The following is a 12,481-nucleotide window of genomic DNA, read 5'->3' as shown; positions in this document are numbered from 1 at the left end:
ACCTTAGAGATGAGCCCCTTCATGATTATAAACCTTCTCATCAATTATATATGCTGGTTATAATGATGAGTCACGATGCGTATATTTCTTATTTAACAATCAACTTCTTCGCGCCATCCGATTCCTCAATGGTGGAAAATACGACACTGAATGAGCTGTTATGTCCACCTCGTTGATCCATCAATACTCCATAATAATTGCTCTTTAGCTCTGTTACTCCTTGTTCGTCTATAGTTAGCGCCATTATTTCCTTCTTCTGCTCACTATCCCACAGCACAGAATAATGAAATGACTTTATTTCCGGAAAAAATTTGTTCACATCTACGGCATATTCAGCAAGCTCTTTGTATATATGCTCCTTCATGAATTCTGAACCTACTTCAGGCACATACGATATCGAGACACCTAATTGTCCTTTCGCGTTCTGGAACTTGATCTGCTCCAACAATCGAAACGTCTTCTGGGTGTAGCCTTCAATTCTAGACTGCAGCAATCGTTGACTGGCGGCTTCATCTGCCGACTTATCTCCCTTAAGATTGTTAAGATTGACTAATAGTAATACGCCAGTAAGAATAAGCAAACACGGTAGAATCAAGTACAAGAGCATGCGATTAATTTTCATACTATCCCCCTGCTATCATATTGTGAAGCTCGTAAACAGGTTCCTCATTGCGCATACGATGAACAATGCCTAGAAAGGAGATCCAAGATGAAATTATCGATTAGAAGATTGCTAGCCTATTGGCTGGACTTTGTGCTTCTAGCAAGTATTCTAGTTGGATTACAGTGGCTGCTGTACAGCATTGGCTCTGGATTTCCATTTTATATTCTGGATGATGGGTATGAGATCGAGCTATGGGTCCTCTGTTCCATGTCATTGCCGGTATGGACTTACTTTATATTGAGTGAGAGATATAAGCAGCAAACGATCGGAAAGCGATTATTGAAGTTAATCGTGACCAATCATGAAGGCGGCGCAATCAGCACTCGGCAAGCGTTCATTCGAACGGCGATCAAGCTGCTGCCATGGGAGCTTACCCATCTCATTCTGCTCGTTCCTACGCCTTGGTGGAATGTTAAGGAGCCTGAGAATATGGTTCTCATCTTCATTCCGAATCTAATGATCATTTTATATTTTATGTTAATATTTGTAAATAATGGAATAAGAGGACTTCATGATTATATGGCAAAGACGCAGGTGAGGACTCGATGAACCGTTTGAATAATTGGGATATTTTAGGTAATATAAAATGAAGTAGTTTGATAGGAAATGAGAAATCAAGCTGCTCACCTATCCAATTGTGTAGGAGGATCGATATGACTCCCATGTTCAAACGAATCGACACTGTGTTTGTATATGTAAGCGATCTGGAGCGTTCCGTTCAATGGTACACGAATATTCTTGGGCTGCAGGTACGTTGGAATATGCAGGAGTATGCGATATTGTCTGTCGCGGAAGGCGAAACACCATTGACTTTGATGCAAGCTACGGAAAAACAGCCTATTATTCCGACTGGAGAGCAATTTAATTTCTTCACACCCGACATCGACAAGGCTTATGCCTATCTATCTGAGCAAGGTGTATGGGTTGATGAGATGAATGTGGACGGCGGGGTTAAATTTTTTACGTTTAAAGACCCTGACGGAAATAGATTAGGAGCCTGTTTTTTTGAGTAACCATAATACTGCGTTCCATACGGCAAATATAACATTTCTGCTTACAGGCGAACCGCGGACGGGAAAAACAACGCTTTAGAGAGCTCTCGATTGACCTTATGGCGATCTTCTTGAAGCTAGTAATATTGATGCCGTACCGTCCAACTCGTTATGATATTGATGATGCAGATTGGGAAGCGTTATTAGGCGGAGGAATTGGCTTTTCTACTGAAATTCCTATTTATAAGGGTGAATTTGGGTTAACGAAGGAGTTCGTGTGGATAGAAATTCGATCAGTTCCGAAGACTTATCCAATGTATTATCAAGATTGGCATTATCATTTGGGAGGTAAGTGAGTTGGAGGCGAAGATATTATGGACTTTGTTTTTTTTCATCGCATTTGTAGTCTCAGGCATAATTGGAGTTATTTTTCCTGAATTTACCGTTAGAACAACTGCATTAAACACACTAAAAAAAAAAACCTACATCGGGTCAGATCAAGCGATAAAAGTTTAGTAGTTATGTTTGGATCATTCTGGGAATTGTGCTAATAGTAATTACTTGGCTAGGTGGTTTTAAAGGAGTATAGTGCGGCTTACTTTTTGGACGATGAGTTTTATGCTCATCGTCCATTTTTTCTTTGTTAGCTTGATTAACCATAGAAGTTGAAATAAAATCCCTTCGAAGGGGTTATATGATCCGAGGCGTCTCCAATTTGATGCATTGCATGGGTATAAATTACACGGAACCTACATATACCTTGGCGGCAGACGAAGAAAAGCAATCGGACTTCGAACTTGTCTGTTCCAGAACGACACCCCAGGCGCTGATCTGTACGCAACGAACTATGAGGATCTGTTAACAGAATTGAAGCATCGGTGGGCATGAGAAAAGCCTCTCCGTAAGTTGATATCGCTCCACGATATGAACTGCCGAGAGGCTTTGCCAGCAACATGATTTTTTTAAGATGCTTAATCGTCGCACTTCTCCGCTTTACCTGCAGCTGCTGCTGTACGGAAGGATTGACCGCATCCGCAGGAAGCTATTGCATTTGGATTCTGAATCGTGAACCCGCCGGACATGCCCGATTCCTTGTAGTCGATCTCCAGCCCTTGAAGATGCGGTACACTTTCCTTATCAACCACAACTTTCAGACCGTTTGTTTCGATATGCACATCATCGCTCGTTTCTTCATCATCGAAGCCCATTCCATATGAAAACCCGCTGCATCCGCCTGGTTTAACACCGATACGCAGGAACATATTCGGGTTCCCTTCTTGTTCAAGCATTTCCTTTATCTTTTCAACCGCGAAATCGCTAATTGTGATCATTGTTATATCCCTCCTCGTATTTCTAAGTATACCCCTCCATGAACTAGGGCACAAGTGAACACTTGCAACGTCAAATGATTGCCAATGTCTGCTGGACATGTATTGCTCCTTCATAGAGGCAGGGTTATAATGAAACTAAATGTGATGAAAAGCACTGTCAATCTCCGATGGATTATTCCGCCGCGGAGTTATTTTTATGCATAAAGTAAACTGGGGGAGCTAATATGATAACAAACTGGACTCGACACGCTGATGCGCGTATGGCCGAAATCGCCGAGAAAGTAGAACGCGGTGAACGGCTTACATTAGAAGATGGCGTATATTTGTATCAATCTGACGATATTTTGACCTTGGGTCAACTAGCTAACCTAGCGAATATGCGCAAAAACGGTAAAAACGTTTATTTTATTGAAAACATGTCTCTATATTTCACAAATGTGTGCGAAGCTCACTGTGCTTTCTGTAACTTCCGTAAGGATGAAGGTGAAGAAGGATCCTATACCCTGTCTGGCGCTGAAATGATTGCTTTCGTCGATCAGCATATTCATCCAGGCGTACGTGAGTTCCATATCGTTGGCGGTCACAACCCTCATGTCCCGTTCCAATACTATGTAGATTCGCTTCGCGCCTTGAAGGAGCGTTACCCTAACGTTACCTTAAAAGCCTACACCGCAGCAGAAATTGACTTCTTCACGAGAATCAGCGGTCTGAGCATTGAGGAAGTGCTGCACCAGTTGATGGAGGCAGGACTGGAATCGCTAACAGGCGGCGGCGCTGAGATACTGTCCGATGAATACCGCAAGAAGATGCGTGTAGAGAAAGCAGGCGTTGACCGATACCTTGAAGTGCACCGTACCGCGCATCAGCTTGGTATGAAGACGCACACGACAATGCTCTACGGCGCTATCGAAACGCATGAAGATCGTGTTCGCCACATGATCAAGATTCGTGAGCTTCAAGACGATACGAATGGCTTCCTCGTGTTTATCCCGCTGTCTATGCAGCCTAAGAGCCAGAAAGCGAGCATCAAGCGCCGCAATTCAGCCTATGAGGACCTGAAGACGATCGCAATCAGCCGTCTCATGTTGGATAATATTCCACATATCAAAGCGTACTTCATTAACATCGGCACACAGTTAACGCAGATGGCGCTGACATTTGGCGCATCCGATGTTCATGGTACGATCGTTAAAGAACGAATCAGTCACGCGGCGGGCGCATTAACGCCTGAAGGCTTAACTCGTGACGAATTGATCTGGCTCGTGAAGGGCGCAGGCCGCACTCCGATCGAGAGAGACACGTTCTATAACGTCATTGAAGTGTACGAATAGATAGGTGAAGCCGCAGAAGAACTGCGGTGTACTAGAGAAGCGACACCCATGCCAAGACACCATAGAACCGCTATGTGGAGATTCGGATGATCTATACTGTGCAGCGTCCTGCGTGGACGCAAATCATCTTAACATTTGGCATCTTGGGAGGATAATCAAACATGAAGCGCTTTGTTGTTTGTGGTGGAGGATACGGCGGTCTAGCACTTATTAATCGTTTGTTGGAACAAGGACTTCCAGCTAATATCGAGATCATTCTCATTGACCGAATGCCGTTCCAAGGATTAAAGACAGAATACTACGCCTTGGCGGCAGGCACCGTGTCCGACGTCGAAATTCGGGTTGCCTTTCCAAAGGACCCGCGCGTTACGATCCGTTATGGTGAAGTAACCAGCATCGATCTTGATGCTAACCTGGTCCATCTTCATGAGCAGGACCCTATCTCATATGACCAATTGGCGATTGCGCTTGGATGCACAGATCGTTATCACGGCATACCGGGTGCGGACATATTCGGCAACAGCATTCAGAGCTTGTCGAGTACGAGAAAAACGTATCAGTTGATTAATGATGTAAAGCCATATGGGCAAGTAAGCATTGTTGGCGGCGGTTTGAGCGGAGTCGAGATGGCTGCGGAATTGCGTGAGAGCCGACCTGATCTGAATATTCGAATATTGGATCGAGGCACACGCTTAATGTCTTCCTTCCCAGAGAAGATGTCCAATTATATATCGGAATGGTTCACGGAACATGATGTGGAGCTTCGCTCGCGCATGAACGTCACCCGCTTAGATCAAGGAGTCATCTATAATCGGTTAGAAAGCGGCGAAGAAGCCATCAGCTCCGATGTCACGGTATGGACTGCAGGGATTCAACCCGTCGCTCAAGTTCAGGAGCTTATGGTTCCGAAGGATCCGCAAGGACGCATCCTGCTGAACAACTACCACCAGATACCGGATTATCCGAATGTATTCGTAGTTGGGGATTGCGCCAGCTTGACCTTCTCACCAAGTGCTCAGGCTGCAGGCGCTCAGGGCGAACAGATCGCTGATGTCGCATTAGCACAGTGGAAAGGCGAGACCCCGCAGCTCGGAAAGATTAAACTGAAGGGAGTACTTGGCTCCCTAGGGAAGAAGAGCGGCTTCGGCATGCTGGGCAAGCGTCCTATGGTCGGCTTCGTACCGCGCGTGATCAAGAGCGGTGTATTGTGGATCTCGAAGCATCACATCGGATAACTGAATCAAAAAGGGAACCTGCGAGTATCCATCTACTCCTAAGGTTCCCATTCTTCAATTTCCTTGATCTTGATCAATATCGCTTCTAACAGCTTCTCCGCTGTCTCTGCTGCGACAGTTTCCCCGTTTACAAGCGCATAGGGGAACATATAGCATTCACCGCAGTTGCCAAGACAGCCGTATTCGATGACATCAACATCTGGATTCTGCTCCAATTGTCGCAGGACCTCGTCTGTGCCATGGTGCATGTTGCCAACGCAGAATTCAATGATGGGTCTCATTGACAAACATCCTTTCTTTGAGCTTAGTCCTTTGATTTTGGATCGCTTTATAATATAATAACAGTAGCATGGATGAAAGGAGTTGGCTAGTAATGAGTGAAACTTCACAAAACGGCATGTATGATGAAGTGCTGGAAGTGTTGGATAAATTGCGTCCGTTCCTGCAGCGCGACGGCGGCGACGTTGAATTGGTCGATGTTGAGGACGGTATCGTGAAATTGCGTCTGATGGGCGCTTGCGGCAGCTGCCCTAGCTCCACGATCACGCTTAAAGCCGGCATTGAACGCGCTTTGGTTGAAGAAGTCGAAGGCGTACAAGAAGTCGTTCAAGTATTCTAATAAACAAAAGGAGTCTTGCCCTCGCGGCAAGACTCCTTTTGTTCATCTAATATTATTGCGGATCGGATCCAATCCTCCGGATACGTTGATAATATTCCCCGTTATGAAGTCGGATTTATCCTCACATAGGAACCGAATCGTACGCGCGACATCCTCCCCTGTGCCAGGTCTGCCCCGAGGCGTTTCTTCATCGCGTATGTTCATTACGTCGTCGATCATCGCTTCCTTATAATGACCGCGTATGTCCCCTGGACAGAGCATATTGACCGTTATACCATAAGGCGCCTCTTCTACTGCCAACGTCTTCGTGAATGAAACGAGTCCAACCTTGGCAGCCGCATATACTGCGCGATGCGGCCAGGCACGCGCCTCGACAGCATGACCGAAGCCATAGTGGATAATGCGCCCCCACCCCTTCGCGCGCATATCTGGCAGCAACAGATGATCAAGCAATATAACACCGGTCAGATTGCCATCCATCAAGTATAAGATCTCTTCTTCCTCATAATCGCTAAACAACCGCCGTTCCCGAATAAAGGGTCCTGCATTATTGATGACGATATCCGGCGATCCCAGCTGTTCCTTCGTATCACTAACCAGCCGTTTCACATCTTCCCGCTTGGATATGTCGGCGCCAATCGCCGCACAACGCACACCCTTGTCTTCAATTGTACGCCGAAGTGTCATCGCTTCTGGTTCACTGTGCACGTAATTAATGACAATATCATAACCCGCATCAGCTAGCGACAATGCGGCAGTCTTGCCAAGCCCCTTGGCACTTCCTGTGATTAGCGCGATCTTACGCTTCTGCTCCACGTCGTTTCCATCCCCCCCGGGCTATTCCTGAACATTAATTTCAGTATAAAAGATATGGCAATTAAGAACAACCGAACGAAGAATTCAACAGTTAGGTACTTATACGACACATAAAAACCCAGCGCCCGCAGGCACTGGGTTATAGGCTTGATTAGAATGCAGGAACAATGGCTCCCTTGTACTCCGTTTCAATAAATTGCTTCACTTCATCGGATTGCAGTGCGGCTACTAATTTCTTAATCGCATCGCTGTCCTTGTTGTCCTCACGCGCAACCAAGATGTTTGCGTAAGGGGAATCTTTATCCTCGATGAAGAGTGCATCTTCCATCGGATTAAGTCCAGCTTGAAGAGCATAGTTCGTGTTGATCAGAGCAAGGTCCACCTCGTCCAATACACGCGGCAGCATCGCTGCTTCAACCTCTTTAAACTCGATGTTCTTCGGATTCTCTACGATATCACGCTTTGTGGCATTCATGCCTGCACCGTCTTTAAGTTTGATAATCCCTTGCTTCTCAAGCAGGAGCAGAGCGCGTCCGCCATTCGTCGCATCGTTCGGAATCGCAATGGTTGCACCGTCTGTCAGCTCGTCCAGCGACTTAATCTTCTTCGAATATCCGCCAAACGGCTCAACATGCACATTACCTACTGATACCAAGTTCATGCCTTTTTCAGCATTTTGCTCATCTAGATATGGCTTATGCTGAAAGAAGTTCGCGTCAAGCTGCTTCTCATACAACTGTGTATTGGGAATCACAAAATCCGTAAATTCTTTAATTTCCAGCTCAATGCCTTGCTCCTTCAGCTTCGGCGCGACAAGCTTCAATATCTCCGCGTGCGGCACCGGTGTTGCGCCAACTACCAACTTCGTTGTTTCGGAGCCTGTTGAAGCGCCGTTAGCTCCATTTGATTCCTCAGGCTTACTGCCGCACGCTGCAAGCAGTGTCACCAAGCTTACTAATACCAATACAACAAGACCTTTTTTCATCTGAATATCTCCTCTCGATGTCCCCTTTTATAGTTTACTTTCATGGTGTCGTTTCTATAGGGTCATTTATTTATAATTAAAGCTGTATAAGCTGGCTTCTAATGTTATTACTTGCGGGAAAAGTGTTTCACTAGTATATCGCCAATCCACTGCAGCACCTGAACGAGCACGATCATCAGAATGATCGAGACGATCATGACGCTCGGCTCATATCGGTGGTATCCGTAACGAATCGCTAAGTCGCCTAATCCGCCGCCGCCGATCATACCTGACATCGCTGTATACGAAACGAGTGTAACAGCTGTTATCGTCGTGCCAGCGATCAAGCCAGGCATCGCTTCTGGCAGCAGCACTTTGCGAACGATTTGCCAAGTTGAAGCTCCCATTGCCTGTGCTGCCTCGATAACCCCGCGATCTACTTCACGCAGCGACGTTTCAACGAGGCGGGAGAAGAACGGCGCCGCTGCAATAACGAGCGGTGGGATCGTCCCCTCAACCCCGATCGAGGTTCCTACGAGAAGCTTCGTAAGCGGTATGATGAAGATCATCAGAATGATGAACGGTACCGAGCGCAGAATATTAACGATGAATGACAGCACGCTGTATAGAATTCGAACGGACCGACTCTGAGATTTACCCGTTAAGAACAGCAGTACACCTAGCGGCAAGCCGAGAATGAATGTAAATACCACCGAGAACAGCATCATCTGTAACGTATCGACAGTAGCGGTTCCGATCTCGCTCCAATCTAATCCTGTAAAATCAATGCCAAACAGCATTATGCAAGCACCTCCACTTCAAGCCCTTTTTCCTTCAAGCCTGCAATAGCTTGCTCGACTGCAGTACGCTCGCCATCGAGACGAACCACAAGCTGTCCATACGGCACATCCTTCATTTTAGAAATCGTCCCCTGCAGGATAGCGAAATGAACACCAGCGGCCACCAACACCCGGTTCAATACCGGCTCATAGGTGACATCACCCAAGTAATCGATCTTCACGACTACAGAGCCAGCTCCTCCCAGCTTCTTGAACGATGCCCATGGCTGAATATCGTCATGATGGCTTTCTTCTAATATAAATTCGCGTGTAACCTGATGCTTCGGCTTCAGGAACACGTCAACTACACTTCCTTCTTCCACGATGCGTCCACCGCTGATAACGGCAACTTTATCGCATATCGTCTGAATCACATGCATTTCATGCGTGATCAGTACGATCGTGATGCCGAGATCGCGATTGATCTGCAGCAGCAGCTCCAGAATGGACTGCGTCGTCTGAGGGTCAAGCGCCGATGTAGCTTCGTCACAGAGCAGCACCTTCGGATCATTCGCTAATGCGCGAGCAATTCCGACACGCTGCTTCTGTCCGCCGGACAGCTGAGCCGGGTACTTGTTACGGTGCTCTTCCAGTCCTACCAAGCGTATGAGTTCATTGACTCTTGCGTTCACTCTTTCCTTAGAATGCTTATGCAGCTGCATCGGAAAGGCAATATTGTCAAACACCGTAGCAGACGAGAGCAGATTAAAATGCTGAAAGATCATGCCGATCTTGCTGCGCTGCTGCTGTAACTCCTGCTTCGACAGCTTCGTCAGGTCAACGCCGTCAACGATGACTTCTCCGGATGTAGGACGCTCCAGCAGATTCATACTGCGAAGCAAGGTACTCTTGCCTGCGCCTGAATGACCGATGATTCCGTATATTTCACCCGCATGAATCTGGAGGTCGATATGTTCTAGTGCCAGCAACCCTTCTTCCCCTTTGCGAGGGCTGGGATAGCGCTTGGACAACTCTTTAATGTGTATCATGCTCTAGCACATTCCTTTCTACTTTCGTCATAACTAACTTGATGATCATCGTGATATATCTGCAGGAGAGTATCTTTATTTTGAACAAAACCCTCCCGCATAATGCCAAAAAGCCCCTCTTGGCAGATGCCAAGAGGGGCTTCATATCTATACCGTTCATCATAAATAGGCGGCACATATAAACCCTTCTCTCATCTGCCAGAATGCTGATATGCATCCTGAAGGAATTAGCACCATAGACATCATGCGAACTTTTCGCCGTAGCGAAACTCACTGGGTCGCATGATCGGTTGCCGGGCTTCATCGGGCCTGTCCCTCCGCCTCTCTTGATGAGATCAGTCTTGATCCGTTCTTCGTACAGAAACGAGATCAAGTTGATTATCATTATCACATCGATCTTATGAAGTTATTGCCAAAGTATAAAGTAGTCTATCAGGCAAGTCAACAACCAATAATTTACAATGAATGGTTGTCGAATCGAGTTCTAAGCTTATTTGAAATGATGGAGCTGTTCAAACACCGCCGTTAATACGTGACATACCATGCGATAGCCCTCACGCAGATCATCTACATTGTTCTTAATGTTCTCCAGCTTGATCTTCTCATTCAAGCTACGATGCCGCTGCCACAGATCATCCTGCATCTCGGTGTTCATATGGTGAATCTCCGTATTGCGGCGTTTACGCAGACGCTGCAGGGCATCACTATGCTGCTCCTTCAATTCGATCAAACCATTCGTCAATTGCGGTGTGACACCCTTCGACCGCATCTGGCGCACTACGGTATAGAAGGAGAAGCGGCTCTTCACCTTGTCAGTCTCTAGATTCAGCGCTTCATTCAGCAGCGTTCCCAGCTTATCCAATACGGAAAATACCCGAATGAAGCCATTCTTGTAGAAATACACATGACGATAATAATCGTCCAGCTCGGATTCATTCATCTCCTCTTGATACTGCTTCGTTACGCGCTCCGCGAATCGATCTGACGCATAGACGCTCTGCTCCAGCTCGTCGAGTGATGTCTTGAGGCCAACCGTCCACACCTCATATTTGCGCCAATCATGCTTCGGATCCCCATGCTTGACCATCTGAGAGCGTACCTTTTGTACATATTGATCCATAGCGTCCATTGCCTGCTTAATTTCACCATCGTCCGCACGAGGCGGTTCACCGAACAGCATTCGGAGCATGCTAAGCCCTCCATTCACCAATGATATGAATCGTCATTATCCTATTCTTGTCATCTTGCTTGGTTTAAATGCTATGCGATGAATCACAAGCCTTGAAGACTATAGATAACGACACTTTCAGCGCTTATCATACAGGTGACAACAATGTAAGGCGAACGTAAGTCAGCTCAATGGTTAGCTGCAGCCTCCAATTGTACAATGAACTCAACAAGCAAGCGCACAGACGCTTACTCACTATATTTCAATAGGAGGAACTATCAGATGAATACACAAGTGAAGAACACTCTCTCAATATCAAATGCTGACAAGCCGCATGTGGAGCTCAAACCGAGCATCAGTTGGAATATGCGATGGGTAGAAGCCGTTAAAGCTACAGCTTGCGTCTTGTTTCTAGGGACAAGCATCGATGAGCAGCAGCATACTGCTCAGAAAGGCGCATAATCATGCGGACAGTTCTGACTGCTTCCGCTCCCTCAACTGCCACACTCTTACGCTCATATAGCATAGAACACTGAACATGCCGCAAATGAACACCGTATGAAGCAAGCTCGTAAACAGCAGCAGATTCTCATCCATGATCGTGAACACGACGAGTGCCCCGGTCAATATTTGCCCTAAGCAGAGCGCTAACGTCCAGATGCCGCATAATTGAATCTCGCGATTGTTCTTATGATGATGGTAGGCAAAATGGGCCATTGTCGCGACTACCACAAACAGCAGCGCTGCTGCCACACGATGCATGAATGCGATCAGCGTACCGCCCGATAGATCGGGAATGAGCTCACCGTTGCAGAGCGGCCATCCGCTGCAACCTCCTGCAGATTGGGTATGACGGACAAACGCGCCCACGTAGATGACGATATACGTGTACAGCAATGTAAACCAAACGCCATAACGGAATACATCCTTTACAGGCTGTTGGTTGTAGGACGGCTGCGGCGTCAATCCTATAGAGTAGTTGCGTAGTGACACGCTCAATAAGAATGATGAGGCGAATGCAATCAGCGAGAATCCGAAATGCAGAGCCATTATAGGTGCACTCTGTGCATAGACAACTGCAAGTGCGCCCATCATAGCCTGAACTACAGTAAATAATAGCGTTAAACTCCCATACATCATACTGTCTCGCATATTTCGGGCATGCTTCCAGAGCAAGATAAACATGAGCAGTACGAGCAAACCTACTACCCCGGTTACGAGGCGATGCGAATATTCAATCAAGGATTCGATCGTATAGGCGGGAATGAACTTTCCGTTGCATAACGGCCAGTCCGTGCCACAGCCTTCTCCAGAACCCGTTTTCGTTACTACCGCCCCATTGAGCACAACTAAAAACATCCCAATGCATACGGCATAGGCAAGCCTCTTCATTTTAAGCAATAGGTTTGTATCCAATCGTTTCACCTGACCTATAATTCAGTATCTACACGCAAAGTACCAACTTGTTCCAATCGACATCATTATACTAGAAAAGGCAATTCTGTGAACAACCAAATTGTGACAATTGTAACA

Annotated in this window: 16 protein-coding genes and 1 riboswitch; of the genes, 7 read left to right on the top strand and 9 right to left on the bottom strand. The window is 46.6% G+C overall.

Annotated elements, in window-relative coordinates; all coding sequences use genetic code 11:
• Positions 1-88 precede the first annotated feature (88 nt).
• Entirely contained in the window at positions 89-622 is a 534-nt protein-coding gene (locus AC3WTP_RS06385; RefSeq protein ID WP_492393756.1) for a hypothetical protein, read from the bottom strand.
• 87 nt (positions 623-709) lie between these two features.
• Between AC3WTP_RS06385 and AC3WTP_RS06380 the strand changes: the two genes are divergently transcribed.
• From AC3WTP_RS06380 to AC3WTP_RS06370, 3 genes are all read left to right on the top strand, one after another.
• A complete protein-coding gene (locus AC3WTP_RS06380) occupies positions 710-1,213 on the top strand; it encodes an RDD family protein (protein ID WP_492393755.1) in 504 nt (167 codons plus the stop codon).
• Positions 1,214-1,317: 104 nt separating this feature from the next.
• Entirely contained in the window at positions 1,318-1,677 is a 360-nt protein-coding gene (locus AC3WTP_RS06375) for a VOC family protein (RefSeq protein ID WP_492393754.1), read from the top strand.
• Between the two features lie 110 nt (positions 1,678-1,787).
• Positions 1,788-2,012: a hypothetical protein gene (locus tag AC3WTP_RS06370; protein ID WP_492393753.1), complete on the top strand. Its 225-nt coding sequence runs from the start codon at positions 1,788-1,790 to the stop codon at positions 2,010-2,012.
• 615 nt (positions 2,013-2,627) lie between these two features.
• On the opposite strand, the gene AC3WTP_RS06365 is transcribed toward AC3WTP_RS06370, so the two are convergent.
• A complete protein-coding gene (locus tag AC3WTP_RS06365; protein WP_492393752.1) occupies positions 2,628-2,987 on the bottom strand; it encodes a HesB/IscA family protein in 360 nt (119 codons plus the stop codon).
• Between the two features lie 224 nt (positions 2,988-3,211).
• Here AC3WTP_RS06365 and mqnE point away from each other — a divergent pair, with 224 nt between their 5' ends.
• On the top strand, positions 3,212-4,318 hold the full coding sequence (mqnE, locus tag AC3WTP_RS06360) for an aminofutalosine synthase MqnE (protein WP_492393751.1): 1,107 nt from the start codon (positions 3,212-3,214) through the stop codon (positions 4,316-4,318).
• A gap of 161 nt (positions 4,319-4,479) precedes the next feature.
• Positions 4,480-5,553, top strand: coding sequence for an NAD(P)/FAD-dependent oxidoreductase (locus AC3WTP_RS06355; RefSeq protein ID WP_492393750.1), 1,074 nt, complete (start codon positions 4,480-4,482; stop codon positions 5,551-5,553).
• A gap of 38 nt (positions 5,554-5,591) precedes the next feature.
• On the opposite strand, the gene AC3WTP_RS06350 is transcribed toward AC3WTP_RS06355, so the two are convergent.
• On the bottom strand, positions 5,592-5,834 hold the full coding sequence (locus AC3WTP_RS06350) for a YuzB family protein (protein ID WP_492393749.1): 243 nt from the start codon (positions 5,832-5,834) through the stop codon (positions 5,592-5,594).
• A 92-nt stretch (positions 5,835-5,926) separates the two neighbouring features.
• Here AC3WTP_RS06350 and AC3WTP_RS06345 point away from each other — a divergent pair, with 92 nt between their 5' ends.
• On the top strand, positions 5,927-6,172 hold the full coding sequence (locus AC3WTP_RS06345) for a NifU family protein (protein WP_492393748.1): 246 nt from the start codon (positions 5,927-5,929) through the stop codon (positions 6,170-6,172).
• A 42-nt stretch (positions 6,173-6,214) separates the two neighbouring features.
• Here the strand turns inward: AC3WTP_RS06345 and AC3WTP_RS06340 are convergent, their stop codons facing one another.
• The 5 genes from AC3WTP_RS06340 to AC3WTP_RS06320 all read right to left on the bottom strand — a co-directional run bounded on the left by AC3WTP_RS06340 (position 6,215) and on the right by AC3WTP_RS06320 (position 10,969).
• Entirely contained in the window at positions 6,215-6,988 is a 774-nt protein-coding gene (locus AC3WTP_RS06340) for an SDR family oxidoreductase (protein WP_492393747.1), read from the bottom strand.
• A 151-nt stretch (positions 6,989-7,139) separates the two neighbouring features.
• Positions 7,140-7,973, bottom strand: a complete 834-nt coding sequence (locus tag AC3WTP_RS06335) for a MetQ/NlpA family ABC transporter substrate-binding protein (protein WP_492393746.1) — start codon at positions 7,971-7,973, stop codon at positions 7,140-7,142.
• A gap of 107 nt (positions 7,974-8,080) precedes the next feature.
• On the bottom strand, positions 8,081-8,752 hold the full coding sequence (locus tag AC3WTP_RS06330; RefSeq protein WP_492393745.1) for a methionine ABC transporter permease: 672 nt from the start codon (positions 8,750-8,752) through the stop codon (positions 8,081-8,083).
• Positions 8,752-9,780: a methionine ABC transporter ATP-binding protein gene (locus AC3WTP_RS06325; RefSeq protein ID WP_492393744.1), complete on the bottom strand. Its 1,029-nt coding sequence runs from the start codon at positions 9,778-9,780 to the stop codon at positions 8,752-8,754. Before AC3WTP_RS06325 ends, AC3WTP_RS06330 begins: the two co-directional genes overlap by 1 nt.
• A gap of 188 nt (positions 9,781-9,968) precedes the next feature.
• Positions 9,969-10,116: riboswitch (SAM riboswitch) on the bottom strand.
• A gap of 154 nt (positions 10,117-10,270) precedes the next feature.
• Complete coding sequence (locus AC3WTP_RS06320; RefSeq protein ID WP_492393743.1) at positions 10,271-10,969, bottom strand: Cthe_2314 family HEPN domain-containing protein; 699 nt, start codon at positions 10,967-10,969, stop codon at positions 10,271-10,273.
• A 261-nt stretch (positions 10,970-11,230) separates the two neighbouring features.
• On the opposite strand from AC3WTP_RS06320, the gene AC3WTP_RS06315 reads away from it, so the two are divergent.
• Positions 11,231-11,410, top strand: a complete 180-nt coding sequence (locus tag AC3WTP_RS06315; RefSeq protein ID WP_492393742.1) for a hypothetical protein — start codon at positions 11,231-11,233, stop codon at positions 11,408-11,410.
• Here the strand turns inward: AC3WTP_RS06315 and AC3WTP_RS06310 are convergent, their stop codons facing one another.
• Entirely contained in the window at positions 11,411-12,340 is a 930-nt protein-coding gene (locus AC3WTP_RS06310) for a COX15/CtaA family protein (RefSeq protein WP_492393965.1), read from the bottom strand.
• Positions 12,341-12,481 lie beyond the last annotated feature (141 nt).

The sequence above is a fragment of the Paenibacillus sp. EB106-04-04-XG159 genome (assembly GCF_058791835.1).
Note: the sequence above shows the minus strand (reverse complement) of the source record. Positions and strands in the feature narration are given on the sequence as shown.